This is a genomic window from Sorangium sp. So ce693 (assembly GCF_051521375.1).
Lineage (GTDB): Bacteria > Myxococcota_A > Polyangia > Polyangiales > Polyangiaceae > Sorangium > Sorangium atrum.
Window position 1 is genome coordinate 8,177,689 of record NZ_CP150347.1, and the last position, 19,119, is coordinate 8,196,807.

The following is a 19,119-nucleotide window of genomic DNA, read 5'->3' on the forward strand; positions in this document are numbered from 1 at the left end:
AATGAAACGATGGATGATGGTCCTCGGAGCGATGGCGGTGATGAACAGCGGATGTCACGAGGTCGTCTTCGATCCGATTCAAAGTGGGTCTCTGGAGAGCTCCCCGGAGTCCGTCGTGCCCGTCGACGAGGGGCCGGAGGAGGCGGACAACGGCCCCTCGACCCCCCACGTGATCGCGCTGCGAGGCAGCGACGTGGACTTCGAGTCGCTCCACTTCTATCCCACATTCGACCCGCACCCCTGGGATGATCCCGACGCGCTCGTCCTGTTCTTCAGCAGCGCTGTCCAGCAGTGTACCCAGCCCGTGATCCCGATCGAGATAGAGTCCGACGGCACGTGCAAAATCGAGCCTGTCTGGCAACACATCTTGATGATCCCGCCCGAGCTCAACACGCCCGGGCTGATCGATCTTTCCAATCGACGGATCGGCTTCCATCAGTTCATGGCGATGGCCGGGTGCGCCGGCGGCGGCGGGGGTGGGGTGGGCAGCGGATACTGGGGCACGCTCGAGATCGTCGAGAGCGACGAGACCTCGCTCTTCGTGAAGGTGCGCGGCACGGGCAACACGAGCTTTCCGATCGACGGAGATCACACGGTCCAGCGCTGCGGCTCATAGCTCCACGGTCGCACGGCGGCTCGCCGTCAGGCTCCGGGAGGAGCAGCACAGCGCGCCCGTGCGGTAGGCGTCGGAGGATCCTCGGCGAATTCCCTCTCTTCCCTCGTCGTCGCAGGCGAGCCGGCGCGAGGGCGCTCTGCCATTTCCCATGGCGGAGCGCGGCGCGTTTGGCAACATGCGCCGATGCTCGACGCCTCGGAGGCCGCCGCCCGCATTGGCCTTCGAAGATCCCCCTATGGCCGATAGTCCACGCTACCTCGTGATCGAGGTCCTGCACGACGGGCCCGAGACGATCCTCTACCGAGCCCGGCGCGAGGAGGACGGCCGGCCGGTGGTGCTCAAGGTCCTGCGGCGCGACCACGCGAGCCCCCGCGCCCTCGGCCGGCTGCGCCACGAGCACGAGGTCGCCAGGGCGCTCGACTCGACGGCCATCGTCAAGGCCCACGGGATCGAGGCGTTCCGGGACCAGATGACGCTGGTCCTCGAGGATTTCGGCGGCTGCTCGCTCGACCGGCTCATCCAGGGGCCGACGCCGCTCGAGCGCTTCTTCCCCCTCGCTCTCCGCCTCTCGGGCGCGGTCGCCGAGCTGCATCGACACCACGTCATCCACAGGGACATCAAGCCCCAGAACCTGCTCTACAACCCCGACACCGGGGAGGTGAAGATCACCGACCTCGGGATCGCCTGCCTCTCGCCCCGCGAATGCCACGACCTCTCCCACGACGGGCTCATCGCGGGGACGCTGGCGTACATGGCGCCCGAGCAGACGGGCCGGATGAACCGCCCCACCGATGAGCGGACCGACCTGTACTCCCTCGGCGTCACCTTCTACGAGCTGCTGACCGGCGCCTTGCCCTTCCAGGCGAACGATCCCGTGGGATGGGTGTATTGCCACGTCGCCCTGCGCCCATCCCCACCCCACGCGCTCGTCCCCTCGATTCCCCCGCAGCTGTCGGCGGTCGTCCTCAAGCTGCTCTCCAAGTCCGCCGAGGATCGCTACCAGAGCGCGCTCGGCCTGCAGCACGACCTCGACGAGTGCTTTGCCAGGTGGCGAGCGAGCGGGGCGATTCCGCCCTTCCCGCTCGGTGAGCGCGATCTCTCCCACCGGTTCCAGATCCCGCAGCGGCTCTACGGCCGCGAGCGCGAGCTGAGGGACCTGCTCGCCGCGTTCGACCGGACGGTCGCGAGCGGCCGCCCCGAGCTCGTGCTCGTGTCGGGCTACTCGGGTGTCGGCAAGTCGTCGCTCGTCGCCGAGCTGCGCGGGCCGGTGGTGCGCGAGCGGGGCTTCTTCCTAGCCGGCAAGTTCGAGCAGCTGAGGCGCGACGTCCCTTACCACGCCTTCCTCCAGGCGTTCCGGGCGCTCTTGCGGGAGATCCTGTGCGTGAGCGAGGAGGAGCTCGAGCGCTGGCGGCAGCGCCTCCGGGAGGCCGTCGGCTCGACCGGCGCGCTGCTCGCCGGCGTGCTCCCCGAGCTCGCGCTGCTCCTCGGCCCGCAGCCGCCCGTGCCGGAGCTCCCGGCCGTCGAGGCCCGGCACCGGTTCCATGCGGCGCTCCAGCGCTTCGTGGCGGCGTGCGTCCAGAAGGAGCACCCCGTGGTGCTCTTCCTCGACGATCTCCAGTGGGCCGACGCCGGGAGCCTCCAGCTGCTCGAGCAGCTCATCACCTACACCGAGACCGGGCACCTCCTGCTCATCGGCGCTTACCGGGACAACGAGGTCGGCCCGGCGCACCCGCTGCCGCTCATGCTGGCCGACGCGCGGAAGCGCGGCGCGACCTTCAGCGACCTCGTCCTCGCGCCGCTCTCCGCCTCCGACGTCGGGGCGCTCGTCGCGGGGGCGGTCCACGCCGCGGCCCAGCGCGCCGAGCCGCTCGCGCGGCTCGTCCACGAGAAGACAGGCGGCAATCCCTTCTTCGCGATCCAGTTCCTCTTCGAGCTGCACCAGGAAGGCCTCATCGCCTTCGACGCGGAGGCCGGCGCCTTTCGCTGGGACATCGCCGCGATCCGCGACAAGGGCTTCACCGACAACGTCGTCGATCTGATGGTGGGCAAGCTGAAGCGGCTCCCCGTCCCGACGCAGGACGCGCTCAAGCTCGCCGCGTGCCTCGGCAGCAGCCTGGACCTCGACACCCTCGCCCTGGTCGCGAGCCGCCCTGCAGCCGAGCTCGGCGAGGCGCTCGCCGAGGCCGTGCGCGAGGGGCTTCTGCTCCGCCGGGGCGCCGCCTACCGGTTCCTCCACGATCGGGTGCAGCAGGCCGCCCATGCCCTGATCCCCGCCGGACAGCTCGCGGAGGTGCACCTCTGCATCGGCCGGCTGCTCCTGAAGGGTCAGCGCGAGGAGGCGCTCTTCGACATCGTGGGGCACCTGAACCGCGGCGCCGCGCTCATCCGTTGCCAGGCCGAGCGCGACGAGCTCGCCGCGCTGAACCTCCGCGCCGGCAGGAAGGCCAAGGCCGCCGCAGCCTTCCAGTCCGCCGCCGCGCTCTTCGCCGCGGGCCTCTCCCTGCTCGCGCCCGGCTGCTGGGAGGCGCGGCACGCGCTGACCTACGATCTGACCTTCGAGCGCGCGCACGCCGCGTACATCACCGGCGGGTTCGACGAGGCCGAGCGGCTCCTGCGAGAGCTCATGGATCACGCGAGCACCGAGGCCGAGCGAGCCGCGGCCGTCGAGCTCGCCATCGCCCTGAGCGTGACCCGCGGGCAGTCCGCCCGCGCGGTCGAGATCGGGCTCTCGTTCCTCCGCTCCTGCGACGTCGACCTGTCGATCCCGCTCACCGAAGCGCGGCTCGCGGAGGAGACCGAGGGCGTCTGGCAGGCCCTCGGCGACCGGGCGATCGAGGGCCTGATCCGCCTGCCTCCCATGACGCACCTGACGTGCAAGATCGCGATGAGCGTCCTGGCAAGCGTGTCTGTCCCCGCTTACTTCGTGAACCCGGACCTGAACTACCTCGTCGTCGCGCGCATGGTGAAGCTCAGCCTGCAGCACGGGAATGCCGCGAGCTCGCCCCACGCGTATGCGGCCTTCGCGAAGGTGATCGGCCCGAAATACGGGCGGTACCAGGAGGGATATCTGTTCGGCAAGCTCGGTCATGACCTGGTGGAGAGGGACAACCTCCTCGCCATGAAGGCCATGGTCTTTTCCTTGTTCGGCAATCTGATCATCTTCTGGAAGCGCCACTACCGGGAGACGTATCCGTACACGCGCGCCGGCTTCAACGCCGCGGTCGAGACCGGCAACCTGAACGAGGCGTGCTTCCTCTGCATCTGGGCCCCGCTGTTCCCGCTGCTCGCCGGCGAGCCGCTGGAGGACGTCCTCCGCGACGTCGAGGAGCACCTCCGCTTCGTGCGCAAGACCGGATACGAGTTCGTCTACGATATCCTCCTGGGCGCCTACGCGCTTGTCCAGGCGCTGCGAGGCAGGCCGGCCCGGCTCCCGATGATGGATGGATCCGAGCTGGATCCGGGCGCGTTCGAGGCGCGGCTGCCTCCCGGGGACATGGGCGGCGTGCTCAGCTTTTATTGCAGCCTGAAGGCCCAGGGGCTGTTCTTGCTCGGCTCCCCCGCGGAGGCGTGCGAGGCGACGCGCCGGGTGATCGTCGACAGGCCCTGGAGGACCGAGCCGCACGCGCTCGTGGCGGAGGACTTCTATTATCACGCGCTCGCGCTCGCGGCGCTCGTCGACGACGGCGATGCGCACGACGCGCGCAGCCCGCACGAGGCGCCGCCGTCGCCGGAGCGGGAGCTGCCGGACGAGCTGCTCGACTGCGAGCGGCAGCTCGGCGAGTGGGCCAGGAGCGGCCCCGACAATTACCTCCACAAGCACGCCCTGGTCCGCGCCGAGATCGCCCGGCTCCGCGGGCAGGAACCGGAGGCGACCCGGCTCTACGAGCAGGCCGCGTCGGCGGCGCGGGAGGGCGGCTTCGTCCAGCACGAGGCCATCGCCTGCGAGCTCGCCGCGGGGTTCTACCGCGCGCGCGGCCTCGCCACGGCCGCCGACGCCCATCTTCAGAAGGCCCGCGCCGCCTACTTCCGCTGGGGCGCCCACGCCAAGGTCGAGCAGCTCGACCAGCGTTATCCCTTCCTCGTCGAGCGAAAGCCGATCGCACCCACCGTCACCTTCGCCGTCCGCGCCGAGCAGTTCGACGTCCTGTCCATCGTCAAGGCCTCTCAGAGCATCTCCGGCGAGCTCAAGCTCCCGCGCCTGCTCGAGATGCTCCTGCGCACGGTGATCGAGCACGCGGGCGCAGAGGAAGGCTATGTGCTCCTGGCCCGAGGAGATCGCCTGTCGACGGCGGCGGCGATCGCCGCGTCCGGGGGCGCGGCGCGGCTGCTCGACGCGGGCGAGGCGGCGGCGGCCGCGCTGCCGCAATCCATCCTCAACTACGTTCGCCGCAGCCACGAGCGCGTGCTGCTCGATGACGCCGCCGGGAGGCACCCTTTCCTGGAAGAGGAGTATTTCACGCGGAAGAAGCCGAGGTCGGTGCTGTGCCTGCCGATCGTGCGCCAGGCGCGGCTGCTCGGCGTGCTCTACCTGGAGAACCGGCTCGTGGCCGGGGCGTTCACCCCGGGGCGGCTCACCGTGCTCGAGCTGCTCGCCTCGCAATCGGCCATCTCGCTCGAGAACGCCATGCTCTACGCCGATATCGAGCAGGAGAACGCCGAGCGGCGCCGGGCGGAGCGGGAGCTCCAGGCCAACCAGAAGACGCTCCAGGCCATCATCGACAACTCCGCGGCGGCCATCTACCTCAAGGATCGCGAGGGCCGGCACCTGCTCGCCAACCGCGGGGTGAGCCGCGCCCTCGGCAGGCCGCTCGATCAGATCATCGGAAAGACCAGCGCCGAGCTCCTGCCCGCCGCGCGCGCCGAGGCGCTGGACGCGCACGACCGGCAAGTGCTCGACAGGGGCGAGCCGCTCGAGTTCGAGGAAGAGCTGTTCATGGAGGACGGGCCGCGCACCTACCTGTCGGTCAAGTTCCCGCTCGGCGAGGACGTGATGTCCGGCGTGATCTGCGGCGTCTCCACCGACATCACCGAGCGCAAGCGCGCCGAGCTGGCCGAGCGCTTCCTCGCCGAGGCGAGCCGCAAGCTCATGGCCCTCGGCTACGGCGCCACCCTCGAGAGCGTCGCGCAGCTCGCCGTGCCCGAGCTGGCCGACCAGTGCGTGGTCGACGTGCGCCTCGATCCGGACACTCCGGAGCGCACGGCCACCGCGGGGGTGCCGGCCGAGCTCGCAGGGGCGGTGATGGACGCGCTGCAGCCGCTCTCGGCGGCGTCGCTGAGCCGCCCCGAGGTGGGCGACGTCCGCGCCGCGCCCCTCCTGGAACGGCTCGGCGTTCACTCCCTGCTCCGGGCTCCGCTCCTCGCGCGCGACCGGTGCTTCGGCGTCATGACCCTGCTCGCAACCTCGCCACGGCGCCGCTACGGCCCCGCCGACCTGTGGCTGGCCCAGGAGCTGGCGAGCCGCGCCGCGCTCACCCTCGACAACAGCCGCCTGTTCACCGAGGCCCAGGAGGCGATCGAGCGCCGCGACGAGTTCCTCCTCGTCGCATCCCACGAGCTCAAGACCCCCCTCACCTCGCTCAAGATGCAGGCCCACCTCCTCGCCCGGCTCCTGCCCCGCTTCCAGCGCGCCGAGGTCGCTCCGGAGCGCATCGACGCCGCCATCCAGGTCCTCAACCGACAGATCGCGCGCCTCGCCCACCTGGTCAACGAGCTGCTCGACGTCACCCGCCTGAACGCCGGCCGCCTCTCCCTCGCGCGCGCGCCCCTCGACCTGGCCGCCCTGACGCGCGAGGTCGTCGAGCGCATGCACCAGCAGCTCGCCGACGCCCGCTGCCGCACCCACCTCGATCTGGACGAGCCCGTGGTCGGGCACTGGGATGCTTCTCGCATGGAGCAAGTCCTCATCAACCTGCTGTCCAACGCGCTCAAGTACGGCGCGGGAGGCCCCATTCACGTCGTCGTGCGCGGCCTGGAAGGCCGCGCGCTGCTCGTCGTCCGCGATCATGGCATCGGCATCGCCGAGGCCGACCAGGCCAGGATCTTCGAGCGCTTCGAGCGCGCCGTCTCCGTCCGCAACTTCGGCGGCCTCGGCCTCGGCCTCTACATCGTCCGGTGGATCGTCACCTCCCACGGCGGCACCATCCGCGTCGAGAGCGCGCCAGGCGCGGGCGCCACCTTCATCGTCGAGCTCCCCTTGCGCCCGGCCGAGGCGGAGACAGACGGCCAGGGCACCTCCCTCTCGCCCACGTAGGCGCTCACCCGGGCCCCCTCGGAGCGACCGGTCCACTCGCCGTCCTGCGGGCGAGCCGGCGCGAGGACGCGCCGCCATTTCCCGTGGCGAAGCATGGCGCGTTTGGCACCATCAGGCCCGACGCCGACGCCTCGGAGGCCGCTCCGGCTGCCGACGATCCGACCTATGCCAGAAAGTCCGCGTTACCTCGTGGTGGAGGTCCTGCACCAAGGTGCAGAGACGATCCTCTACCGGGCGCGGCGCGCGGAGGACGGCCGACCGGTGGTGCTCAAGGTCCTGCGGCGCGACCACGCGAGCCCCCGCGCCCTCGGCAGGCTCCAGCACGAGCTCGAGGTCGCCAGAGCGCTCGATTCGCCCGTCGTCATCAAGGCCTATGGGATCGAGCCATTCCGCGACCAGGTGACGCTGGTCCTCGAGGACTTCGGCGGCCGCTCGCTCGACCAGCTGCTCGATGGCGACGGGCCGATGCGAGCGATGCGCGGGATGGGCGGGATGCGCGGGATGGCGATCGAGCGCTTCTTCCCCCTCGCTCTCCGCCTGACCGACGCGCTGGCCGAGCTGCACCGCCATCACATCATCCACAAGGACATCAAACCCCAGAACCTGCTCTGCAACCCCGACACCGGCGAGGTGAAGATCACCGATCTCGGCATCGCCTGCCTGCTGCCCCGCGAGTCCCAGGACCTCACCCGCGACAGGCTCATCGAGGGCACGCTCGCGTACATGGCGCCCGAGCAGACGGGCCGCATGAACCGCTGGATCGACGAGCGGACCGACCTGTACTCCCTTGGCATCACCTTTTACCAGGCGCTGACTGGCGCCCTGCCGTTCCAGGCCAGCGATCCCGTCGGGTGGGTGCACTGCCACATCGCCCAGGCGCCGCGGCCGCCGCACGCGCTCGTCCCCTCGATTCCACCGCAGCTCTCCGCCGTCGTCCTCAAGCTGCTCTCCAAGGCCGCCGAGGAGCGCTACCAGAGCGCCCTCGGCCTGCGCCACGACCTCGAACGGTGCTCTTCCCAGCTGCGGGCGACCGGCGCCATCGAGCCCTTCGCGCTCGGTGAGCGCGATCTCTCCGACCGGTTCCGCGTCCCGCAGCGGCTCTACGGCCGCGAGCGCGAGCTCGAGGCGCTGCTCGCCGCGTTCGAGCGCGTGGTCGCGGCTGGCCGGTCCGAGCTCGCGCTCGTGTCGGGCTACTCGGGCATCGGCAAGTCCTCGCTCGTCGCCGAGCTGCACAGGCCCGTCGTGCGCGAGCGCGGCTTCTTCCTCTCCGGCAAGTTCGAGCAGCTGAAGCGCGACGTCCCTTATCTCCCTTTCCTTCAGGCGTTCCGGGCGCTCTTGCAGGAGATCCTCGGCGCGAGCGAGGAGCAGGTCGAGCGCTGGCGACAGCGCCTCCGCGAGGCCCTCGGCCAGGACGCCAGTCTGCTCGCCGACGTGCTCCCCGAGCTCACGGTCCTCCTCGGCCCGCAGCCGCCCGTGCCCGAGCTCCCCCCCGCCGAGGCGCAGAGCCGGCTGCTCGCCGCGCTCCGGCGCTTCGTCGCCGCCTGCGCCCGGAAGGAGCACCCCGTCGCCCTCTTCCTCGACGACCTGCAATGGGCCGACCCCGCCAGCCTCCTCCTGCTCGAGCAGCTCGCCACCTATACCGGCTCCGAGCACCTGCTGCTGATCGGCGCCTACCGCGACAACGAGGTCGGCCCCGCGCACCCGCTCCGGCTCACGCTCGCCGAGGCGCAGAAGCGCGGCGCCGCCGTCTCCGAGCTCGTCCTCGCGCCGCTCTCCGCCGCCCACGTCGGCGCGCTCGTCGCCGAGGCCGTCCACGCGCCCGAAGCGCAGGTCGAGCCGCTCTCGCAGCTCGTCCACGAGAAGACCGGCGGCAACCCCTTCTTCGTGCTCCAGTTCCTCTTCGAGCTGCACCAGGAAGGTCTCCTCACCCTCGACGCCGAGCAGCGCGTATGGCGCTGGGACATCGCCGCCATCCGCGACAAGGGCTTCACCGACAACGTCGTCGAGCTGATGGTGGGCAAGCTCAAGCGGCTCTCCATCCCGGCGCGGGACGCGCTCGAGCTCGCCGCGTGCCTCGGCAGCAGCCTGGACCTCGACACCCTCGCGATCGTCGCGCGCCGATCGGCGGAAGCGCTCCGCGACGCGCTCGAGGAGGCCGCGCGGGAGGTGCTCCTGCTCCGCCGGAGCTCTGGCTATCGCTTCCTCCATGACCGGGTGCAGCAGGCCGCGTATTCGCTGATCCCGCCCGAGCAGCTCGCCGAGGTGCACCTCCGGATCGGCCAGCTGCTCGTGAAGGCGCAGCGCGCCGACGAGCGCGACGCGTCGCTCTTCGACGTCGTGGGGCACCTGAACCGCGGCGCCGCGCTCCTCCGTTCCCAGGCCGAGCGCGACGAGCTCGCCGCGCTGAACCTCCGCGCCGGAAGGAAGGCCAAGGCCTCCGCGGCCTTCCAGTCCGCCGCCGCGCTCTTCGCCGCGGGCCTCTCCCTGCTCGCGCCGGGCCGCTGGGAGGCCCGGCGCGCGCTGACCTACGATCTGACCTTCGAGCGCGCGCACGTCGCGTACATCACAGGCAGCTTCGACGAGGCCGAGCGGCTCCTCGAAGAGCTCATGGAGCGCGCGAGGACCAGGACCGAGACGGCCGCCGCCGTCGAGCTCGCCGTCGCGCTGAACGTCACCCGAGGGCGGCACGCTCGCGCGGTGGAGATCGGGCTCGGGTGGCTCCGCGCCTGCGACATCGCGCTCCCGCTCGGCCCCGGCGACGCGCAGGTCGACGAGGAGACCGAGCGCGTCTGGCGGGATCTGGGCGTTCGCGAGATCGCGGACCTGATCCACCTGCCCCGCATGACGAATCCGGAGATCGAGAGCGCGATGGGCGTGCTGAACGGTGTGTCCCTCCCCGCGTTCTTCATGGACGCGAACCTGCACTACCTCGTCGTCCTGCGGATGGTCCAGCTCAGCCTGCGCCACGGCAACGCCGACAGCTCCCCCAACGCGTACACCTTCTTCGCGCGGGTGATCGGCCCGAGGTACGGGCGATACAAGGAAGGATATCTGTTCGGCAAGCTCGGTCACGACCTGGCGCAGAGGAGCGGCCTGCTCACCACGAAATCGGTGGTGCTCACCATGTTTGGACAGCACATCGTCTTCTGGACCCACCATTACAGAGAGACGTATCCGTACACGCGCGCCGGCTTCAGCGCCGCGGTGGAGTCCGGCAACCTGAACGACGCCTGCTACAACTGCATGTGGGCCGAGGTGTTCCCGCTGCTCTCCGGGGAGCCGCTGGAAGACGTGCTCCGCGCGGTCGAAGAGCGCCTCGGCTTCGTGCGCAGGGCCGGTTACGCGTTACCGCACTGCGTCCTCGTCGGCATCTCCGCCATGATCCAGGCGCTGCGCGGGAGGCCGGTGCGCCTCTCGGCGCTGGACGGCTCGGCGCTGGACCTGCTGGCCTTCGAGGCGTCGCTGGAGGAAGGGAATCCCCCGCTCGTCCGCGCCCTCTATTACAACTTGAAGGCGCAGGCGCGCTTCCTGATCGGCCCTCCCGGAGCGGCGCTCGCCGCGGTGACCCGCGGGCGCGCCGAGCACCCCACCAGGGTCGAGTCGAACGCCATCGTCGCCGAGAGCTCCTATTACCTCGCGCTCTCGCTCGCGGCCCTCTCCAGCGAGGCTCGCGAGGCGCGCCCCGCCCCGCCGGGGGAGCCCACGGACGAGCTGCTCGAGTGCGAGCGGCAGCTCGGCGCCTGGGCCAGGAGCTGCCCCGAGAACTTCCTCCACAAGCACGCCCTGGTCCGGGCCGAGATTGCCCGGCTCCGCGGGCAGGAACCGCAGGCGATGCGGCTCTACGAGCAAGCCATCTCCTCGGCGCGGGAGGGCGGCTTCGTCCAGCACGAGGCCATCGCCTGCGAGCTCGCCGCGGCGTTTTACCGCGCGTGCGGCCTCTTCACGTCCGCCGACGCCTACCTGCGAGAGGCCCGCGCCGGCTACTTTCGCTGGGGCGCCCACGCCAAGGTGGAGCAGCTCGACCAGCGCTATCCCTACCTCGCCCCGCGCAAGCCGATCGCCCCCACCGTCACCTTCGCCGTGCGCGCCGAGCAGTTCGATGTCCTGTCGGTGGTCACCGCCTCTCAGAGCATCTCGGGCGAGCTCAAGCTCCCGCGCCTGCTGGAGACGCTTCTGCGCGTCGCGGTCGAGCACGCGGGCGCGGGGGAGGGGGTCGTGCTCCTGCTCCGGGGGGATCGCCTGTCGACCGCGGCGGCGATCTCGACGTCCGGCGGCGCGGCGCGGCTGCTCGACGCGGGCGAGGCGGCGGCGGTCGCTCTGCCGCAATCCATTCTCAACTACGTTCGCCGCAGCCACGAGCGCGTGCTGCTCGACGACGCCGCCGGGCGGCACCCGTTCTCGGAGGACGACTATTTCAGGCAGAGGGGGCCGGGATCGGCGCTGTGCCTCCCGATCGTGCGGCAGGCCCGGCTGCTCGGCGTGCTCTACCTGGAGAACAGGCTCATCACCGGGGCGTTCACCCCAGGGCGGCTCACCGTGCTCGAGCTGCTCGCCTCGCAGTCGGCCATCTCGCTCGAGAACGCCGTGCTCTATGCCGATATCGAGCAGGAGAACGCCGAGCGGCGGCGGGCGGAGCGCGAGCTCCAGGCCAACCAGAAGACGCTCCAGGCCATCGTCGACAACTCCGCGGCATCCATCTACCTCAAGGATCGCGGCGGCCGGTACCTGCTCGCCAACTGCCACGCGGAGAGCGCCGTCGGGCTGCCGCGCCATGGGCTCCTCGGAAAGACCGACGCCGAGGTCTTTCACGCTGCGACCGCCGAGCTGCTCCACGACAACGACCGGAAGGTGCTCGACGCGGGCGAGCCGCTGCAGTGCGAGGAGGAGATCTTGCTGGACGACGGGCCGCACACCTTCGTGTCGGTCAAGTTCCCGCTCGGAGAGAGCGTCATGCCCGGCGTGCTCTGCGGCATCTCCACCGACATCACCGAGCGCAGGCGCGCCGAGCTGGCCGAGCGTTTCCTCGCCGAGGCGAGCCGCAAGCTCATGGCCCTCGGCTACGGCGCCACCCTCGAGAGCGTCGCGCAGCTCGCCGTGCCCGAGCTCGCCGACCGGTGCGTCATCCACGTGGACCTCGCTCGCAGCTCCCCGGGACACACGATCGCCGCGGGGATGCCTGCCGACCTCGCAGGGGCAGTGATGGACGCGCTGCAGCCCCTCTCGGCGGCGTCGCTGAGCCGCCCCGAGGTGGGCGACGTCCGCGCCGCGCCCCTCCTGGAACGGCTCGGCGTTCACTCCTTGCTCCGGGCTCCGCTCCTCGCCCGCGACCGGTGCTTCGGCGTCATGACCCTGCTGGCGACCTCGCCACGGCGCCGTTACCGCCCCGCCGACCTGTGGCTGGCCGAGGAGCTGGCGAGCCGCGCCGCGCTCGCCCTCGACAACAGCCGCCTGTTCGCCGAGGCCCAGGTGGCGATCGAGCGCCGCGACGAGTTCCTCCTCGTCGCATCCCACGAGCTCAAGACCCCCCTCACCTCGCTCAAGATGCAGGCCCACCTCCTCGCCCGGCTCCTGCCCCGCTTCCAGCGCGCCGAGGTCGCTCCGGAGCGCATCGACGCCGCGCTCCAGGTCCTCAACCGACAGATCGCGCGCCTCGCCCACCTGGTCAACGAGCTGCTCGACGTCACCCGCCTGAACGCCGGCCGCCTCTCCCTCGCGCGAGCGCCCCTCGACCTGGCCGCCCTGACGCGCGAGGTCGTCGAGCGCATGCACCAGCAGCTCGCCGACGCCCGCTGCCGCACCCAGCTCGATCTGGAAGGGCCCGTGGTGGGCGACTGGGATGCTTCTCGCGTCGAGCAGGTCCTCATCAACCTGCTGTCCAACGCGCTCAAGTACGGCGCGGGAGGCCCCATTCACGTCGTCGTGCGCCGCCTGGAAGGCCGCGCGCTGCTCGTCGTCCGCGATCATGGCATCGGCATCGCCGAGGCCGACCAGGCCAGGATCTTCGAGCGCTTCGAGCGCGCCGTCTCCGTCCGCAACTTCGGCGGCCTCGGCCTCGGCCTCTACATCGTCCGGTGGATCGTCACCTCCCACGGCGGCACCATCCGCGTCGAGAGCGCGCCAGGCGCGGGCGCCACCTTCATCGTCGAGCTCCCCTTGCGCCCGGCCGAGGCGGAGACGGCGACCCATGGCCAAGGGGCTCTGCTCCCATCGGCCTAGGCGCTCACGCGCTCACGACAGCGCTTCCCGAGCCCGCCGTGCGCGCTCACGCGACGGCGCTGACAGGCGCTTTGCTCCTCTGATAGGGTAGTCGTCCTAGGAGACTGCCATGCCTCGCTTGAACCAGATCATCGCCATCGAGAAGGGCGTCAAGGCCCGCTCCCACCAGCGCCTCACCGAGGCGCACCACGCGCTGCAGAAGCCGGCGCTGCTCTCCGGGATCTCGCGCACCTACCGGTCGAAGGACGAGGAGGGCGAGCAGCTCCCGCCCGAGGCGACGAGGGTGCAGGCGAAGGCCGAGGACATCATCCGGAGCACCGCCGACATCCTGGGCGAGCTCTTCGACGTCACGGCCACCAAGGACTACGCGAACTGCAAGGCCCGCGCGGACGTGGTCGTCGACGGCAAGGTGCTCCTCACGGGGGCGCCCGTGACTTACCTGCTCTTCCTGGAGAAGCAGCTGGTCGACATGAACACCTTCATCAAGAAGCTGCCGGTGCTCGACGCGTCGGAGAGCTGGACGTTCGATCCCTCCGCGGACTCCTGGGCGACGGAGCCGGTGCAGACGGCGCGGACCAAGAAGATCCCACGCAACCACGTCAAGGCCGAGGCGACGGACAAACACCCGGCGCAGGTGGAGGTCTATCACGAGGACGTGGTCGTCGGTTACTGGAAGACGGTCAAGTTCTCGGGCGCGCTGCCGGCGCGGCGCATCAACGAGCTGCTCGATCGGGTGGAGAAGCTGCAAAAGGCGGTCAAGTTCGCCCGCGAGGAGGCGAACAACCAGACGGTCGAGGAGCAGAAGGTCGGCGCCGCCGTCCTCGGGTACCTCTTCAGCGCCTGACGCGCGCCGCCCAGGCCGCGCTTGCGCCGCCCAGGCCGCGCTTGCGCCGCGGCCGCCGGAGCGATATCGTGGCGGCGGAGTGCAAGTTGAAGCTCAAGCTCAGCTTGATGGGCTCGGCGCCCAAGCGCAGGTTCGAATCCTGCCCCCGCCACCGCATCTTCTCTCGCGGCGGGGTAGCCCAACTCGGAAGAGGCAGCGCCGGCCCGTTCAATGGTCTCAAGCTCTCACTCCAGGCTCGAGCATTCGCCGCCGATCACCCAATCGAACGGGAGGAGGCTTGAATCGTCGGATGCTGGTTCAATTCCAGCCTGGCCAGCCCGCGCGAGGTGAGGCGTCGCCTCGCCTCGCGCGGCGCCGGGGCGCTCCCGCCCCGGCGCGCAGTCTGTGATGGCCGGTAGTTCAATGGCAGAACACGGCGGTGTAAGGACTGACCTTCGACCTTAAACGTGTGGGTGTGCGCAGATGGCGGCAAACCGAGGCCCGGGACTAGGCCACAGTCCCGGGTCTCACCTATTTCAGGGGCCTTCGGGTCGCGGGAGCTCGATCGACGACGCCTCGTTCTCCGCCGCTGACGACCGCGGGGCGGGGTGAAGCTGGGCGCAGCGCGCGAGAGCGCCGGCGGTTCAGGCCCTCAGGAGGAGCTCGAACCCTTCGGCCACGAGCCCCTTGAACACGGTCGGGCCGGTCCGGCAGAATCCTAGCTTCTCCAGCACCTTGACCGACGCGACATTCTCGAGCATCGCGTGCGCGACGAGGCGTGGGAGCCGGAGCTCCTCGACCGCATACCGGATGCACGCGGCGGCCGACTCCGTGGCGTAGCCTCTGCCCCAGTGCTTCCGGAAGAAGCGGTACCCGAGGTCCGCGACCTCGAGGTCGTCGTGCCACCTGAGGCCGCACCAGCCGAGCTTTTCCCCCGTCGTCCGGTCCGAGACGATGAGCCGGCCCATGCGGAAGTCCTCGAACTGGCGCGCGAGCCGCGCGACGACCGCGCGCGCTTCGTCCTCGCACGCGAACGCGGTGTCGCCGGTGTAGCGGACCACTTCGGGATCCGAGTTCAGCTCCATCATGAACCGGACGTCCGCCAGCCGGTGGGGGTGGAGGCTCAGGCGCTCCGTCAAGAGGAGGGCGTCGTCGTCTGTGTCGAGGCCGGGCACCCGGCGATCCTACCCGGTCCGCCGCGTGTTCGCCATTTCCTGCCCCGTGCGCGGTCGTCTCCTGATTCTCGCCTTGATGCTCCTTGGCGCCGTTGCCTGCTCCCAGGCGCGAGTTGCTGCCTTTCCACGCGTTCGCCCTGATCTGCTCTCGATACCTGCAAATACCCCGGCTTCGCGCGGGGGCGCGGCGTTCCCCCGGCGCGAGGACGAACGATCGCCGGCGGCTCGACGGGCGGCGTGGCCGTCAACCCCTCCTCAGGGGCTTGGTGAACCGCCCCCATCAACTTAGGATCGCTCCAGACACAGCGGGTTGGCGACTGGAGCCTTCGAGCGCTGGCTGCACCTGGTCACGCCCGCGTCGTGGCGTGGCGTGTCGGGTGCCGCATCGACGAATCGCCCTGACTTTTCGTGCCGGCAATTGGTGGGACTCTCATCGAGGAGTCGGTGCGGGGCAGGGCGGAGATCCGTCCCGGAGTCGGCCTTCGCCCGATTCACTCGCCTGCTGGGCTCCACCTCATCGGAACGCGGCTGTCTGCGGGATCGAGCGCATTGAAGCTCGGAATCGATAGAAAGGCGGAGTCACATGCGAAAGTATCGAGCGAGTGCGGTTTCTGCTGGAATCCTTGCCGGGTTTGCCGGCGTGATGGCCAGCACAGGCGCGAGCTGGGCCGGCGATCCGCAAGACGTCAAGGCCGAGGCCGGGGGGTCCGACGAGGTCGGGCACCACATGCCCGGCACGGGCAAGGGGTTCGTGGGACAGCAGTATCAGCAGTATCAGAAGGGGGAGCGTGGTCCCCAGGGGCCCATGGGGCAGCGGGGGCCCGCTGGGCCGCAGGGTGAGCGCGGTCCGCAGGGTCCGCAGGGCCCCAAGGGCGAGCGCGGCGAGCCCGGCCCGCAGGGGCAGGCAGGTGCCGCAGGCACCGCGGGGCTCATCGGTCCCCAGGGCCTCCAGGGCTTCAAGGGCACTGACGGCGCGCGCGGTCCGCAGGGGCCCAAGGGCGAGCGCGGCGAGCCCGGCCCGCGGGGGCCGGCAGGCGCCGCGGGCACCGCGGGGCTCATCGGTCCCCAGGGCTTCAAGGGCACTGACGGCGCGCGCGGCCCGCAGGGACCCAAGGGCGAGCCCGGCCCGCAGGGGCCGGCAGGCACCGCGGGGCTCATCGGCCCGCAGGGCCTCCAGGGCTTCAAGGGCGTCGACGGCGCGCGCGGTCCGCAGGGACCCGCGGGGCCCATGGGACCCAAGGGCGAGGTCGGCCCCCAGGGGCCGGCGGGCACCGCGGGGCTCATCGGCCCGCAGGGCCTCCAGGGCTTCAAGGGCGTCGACGGCGCGCGCGGTCCGCAGGGACCCGCGGGACCCATGGGACCCAAGGGCGAGGTCGGCCCCCAGGGGCCGGCGGGGCACACCGGCCTCCAGGGGCTCAAGGGCGTCGACGGCGCGCGCGGTTCGCAGGGGCCCGCGGGACCCATGGGACCCAAGGGCGAGCGTGGCGAGCCGGGCCCGCAGGGGTCGGCAGGCACCGCGGGGCACATCGGCCCGCAAGGCCTCCAGGGCCTCCAGGGCCTCAAGGGCGTCGACGGCGCGCGCGGTCCTCAGGGACCCGCGGGACCCATGGGGCCCAAGGGCGAGATGGGTCCTCAGGGGCCGGCGGGGCACAGCGGTCCTCAGGGCCTCAAGGGCACTGACGGCGCGCATGGTCCGCAGGGGATGACAGGGCCCAAGGGCGAGATGGGTCCTCAGGGGCCGACAGGGCCCAAGGGCGAGATGGGTCCTCAGGGGCCGGCAGGGCCCAAGGGCGAGATGGGTCCTCAGGGGCACAGCGGTCCTCAGGGCCTCAAGGGCGCTGACGGCGCGCGTGGTCCGCAGGGGCCGGCAGGGCCCAAGGGCGAGCGCGGCGAGCCCGGTCCCCAGGGCCCCGCGGGGCTCGTCGGTCCTCAGGGCCTCCAGGGCATCAAGGGCGTCGACGGCGCTCACGGCCTCAAGGGCGCTGACGGCGCTCAGGGCCTCAAGGGCGCTGACGGCGCGCGCGGTCCTCAGGGTCCCGCTGGACCCAAGGGCGAGGCGGGTCCTCAGGGACCGGCCGGGCCCAAGGGCGAGCGCGGCGAGCGCGGCCTCCCGGGGATCGTCGGTCCTCAGGGCCTCCAGGGCATCAAGGGCGTCGACGGCGCTCACGGCCTCAAGGGCGCTGACGGCGCTCAGGGCCTCAAGGGCGCTGACGGCGCGCGCGGTCCTCAGGGCCCCGCTGGACCCAAGGGCGAGCTCGGTCCCCAGGGACCGGCCGGACCCAAGGGCGAACGCGGCGAGCGCGGCGAGCGCGGCCTCCAGGGCCCCGCGGGCATCGTCGGTCCTCAGGGCCTCCAGGGCATCAAGGGCGTCGACGGCGCTCACGGCCTCAAGGGCGCTGACGGCGCTCAGGGCCTCAAGGGCGCTGACGGCGCGCGCGGTCCTCAGGGCCCCGCTGGACCCAAGGGCGAGCTCGGTCCCCAGGGACCGGCCGGACCCAAGGGCGAGGCGGGTCCCCAGGGGCCGGCCGGACCCAAGGGCGAGCGCGGCGAGCGCGGCCTCCCGGGGATCGTCGGTCCTCAGGGCCTCCAGGGCATCAAGGGCGTCGACGGCGCTCACGGCCTCAAGGGCGCTGACGGCGCTCAGGGCCTCAAGGGCGCTGACGGCGCGCGCGGTCCTCAGGGCCCCGCTGGACCCAAGGGCGAGGCGGGTCCCCAGGGACCGGCCGGACCCAAGGGCGAGCGCGGCGAGCGCGGCCTCCCGGGGATCGTCGGTCCTCAGGGCCTCCAGGGCCTCAAGGGCGTCGACGGCGCTCACGGCCTCAAGGGCGCTGACGGCGCTCAGGGCCTCAAGGGCGCTGACGGCGCGCGTGGTCCTCAGGGCCCCGCTGGACCCAAGGGCGAGCGCGGCCCCCAGGGGCAGGCCGGATCGCCTGGACTCGTGAAGATCCACGTGGTCTCCGTGACGCGCGAGGCGTCGCCCGGGAGCGCGTTCGTCAACGTCAAGGCGCTCTGCGACGCGGGTGAAGTCGTGCTCGGCGGCGGATTCTCGATCTCCGGCGGCGCACAGGCGACGAGCAGGGTGGTCGAGAACTCGCCGTCCGACGCCGCCGAAGGCCGCACGGGCTGGACATCGACCGCCGTGTTCGAGAGCGGCTACGGCAAGAAGGCGCAGACGGTGTCGCTGACCACCTTCGCCGTGTGCGCCGAGCTGTCCGAGCGCTGATCCCGCAAGACCGGAGGGCCCTGCTCGCCTGAGCACGGGCCCATCGCTCGACCCGCTGTCCCCCGCCCGTCCACCGTGATCCGAGGGCGGGGGCAGCTGGCTCAGCACCTCACCGTTGCTCTCTGCACGCCGCAGGGCAGCCGTGCCATCGCCGCACAGCCCCACCTGCCGCCCCGCCTGGACGGGTCACCGCGATCCGCCCGTGCTCCCCAGGAGCACGGTCAGCGACGCCGCCGGACCCAGGTCGCGGCCCTCCCCGGAGCTCCTTACACCGCCGCATCAGCGGCCCCCGCGCGACCATAGAAGCACCATCGCCACACATTCACCCACAAAGGATGACATCCCTCGCCATCGCGGCACCGGGGGGTACAGCTGTGCCGCAGGGACGCGTGAGGCAGCTTGCACGCTTTTCGCATGAATTCCTGGCTGGTGACTGCGTGAACAGCGGGCTCTTCCACGTTCCGAAAAAAATGCGCGGCTTCCGACATTTCTGCCGGAATGTCGGCGTGGCATCGCTGCTGCCCTGGATCAGGGAGAGCTCCGATGGCACGCGCGTGAAGCCACCGCGACGCTCTTTGTCACAGCTGTTGCCATCTGCCACAGGCGCGATTGCACGTAGTCAGCGGACGGGCCGATGAAGACATCCCCTCACGTCAATCCAGCGATACCCGGCATATCGAGGAGACACACAGAGAAATCTCCTCGCTTCGTAAATGCTGTGGTAATTTGCCCCTCCCCGGGGACGCGGACACGAAGGAGGGGTTTCTCTCAGGTCGGACCACATGCGCCCGAAGCGCACCCCAGAGGGGAACCATG

General features: G+C 71.1%; 6 protein-coding genes. 5 read left to right on the top strand and 1 reads right to left on the bottom strand.

Going from position 1 to position 19,119, the window contains the following annotated elements; genetic code table 11:
* The first annotated feature begins 13 nt into the window (after positions 1-13).
* From WMF14_RS30270 to WMF14_RS30285, 4 genes are all read left to right on the top strand, one after another.
* Complete coding sequence (locus tag WMF14_RS30270) at positions 14-616, top strand: hypothetical protein (RefSeq protein ID WP_437791725.1); 603 nt, start codon at positions 14-16, stop codon at positions 614-616.
* A 235-nt stretch (positions 617-851) separates the two neighbouring features.
* The gene (locus WMF14_RS30275; RefSeq protein ID WP_437791728.1) at positions 852-6,866 is read left to right on the top strand and encodes an AAA family ATPase; all 6,015 of its coding nucleotides are present in this window, start codon (positions 852-854) and stop codon (positions 6,864-6,866) included.
* A gap of 165 nt (positions 6,867-7,031) precedes the next feature.
* Complete coding sequence (locus tag WMF14_RS30280) at positions 7,032-13,082, top strand: AAA family ATPase (protein WP_437791730.1); 6,051 nt, start codon at positions 7,032-7,034, stop codon at positions 13,080-13,082.
* 109 nt (positions 13,083-13,191) lie between these two features.
* Positions 13,192-13,926, top strand: a complete 735-nt coding sequence (locus tag WMF14_RS30285; RefSeq protein WP_437791732.1) for a DUF7873 family protein — start codon at positions 13,192-13,194, stop codon at positions 13,924-13,926.
* Positions 13,927-14,549: 623 nt separating this feature from the next.
* Here WMF14_RS30285 and WMF14_RS30290 read toward each other — a convergent pair.
* Positions 14,550-15,080 carry a GNAT family N-acetyltransferase gene (locus tag WMF14_RS30290; RefSeq protein WP_437791735.1) on the bottom strand — a complete coding sequence of 177 codons (531 nt, stop codon included), beginning with the start codon at positions 15,078-15,080 and terminating at the stop codon, positions 14,550-14,552.
* A 643-nt stretch (positions 15,081-15,723) separates the two neighbouring features.
* On the opposite strand from WMF14_RS30290, the gene WMF14_RS30295 reads away from it, so the two are divergent.
* A complete protein-coding gene (locus tag WMF14_RS30295) occupies positions 15,724-18,303 on the top strand; it encodes a collagen-like triple helix repeat-containing protein (RefSeq protein WP_437791738.1) in 2,580 nt (859 codons plus the stop codon).
* Positions 18,304-19,119 lie beyond the last annotated feature (816 nt).

What these genes read in the sequence shown, in the direction of transcription:
- WMF14_RS30270 (WP_437791725.1), top strand. Translation starts at nt 14, where the DNA reads ATGATGGTCCTCGGAGCGATGGCGGTGATGAACAGCGGATGTCACGAG.
- WMF14_RS30280 (WP_437791730.1), top strand. Translation starts at nt 7,032, where the DNA reads ATGCCAGAAAGTCCGCGTTACCTCGTGGTGGAGGTCCTGCACCAAGGT.
- WMF14_RS30285 (WP_437791732.1), top strand. Translation starts at nt 13,192, where the DNA reads ATGCCTCGCTTGAACCAGATCATCGCCATCGAGAAGGGCGTCAAGGCC.
- WMF14_RS30275 (WP_437791728.1), top strand. Translation starts at nt 852, where the DNA reads ATGGCCGATAGTCCACGCTACCTCGTGATCGAGGTCCTGCACGACGGG.
- WMF14_RS30295 (WP_437791738.1), top strand. Translation starts at nt 15,724, where the DNA reads ATGGCCAGCACAGGCGCGAGCTGGGCCGGCGATCCGCAAGACGTCAAG.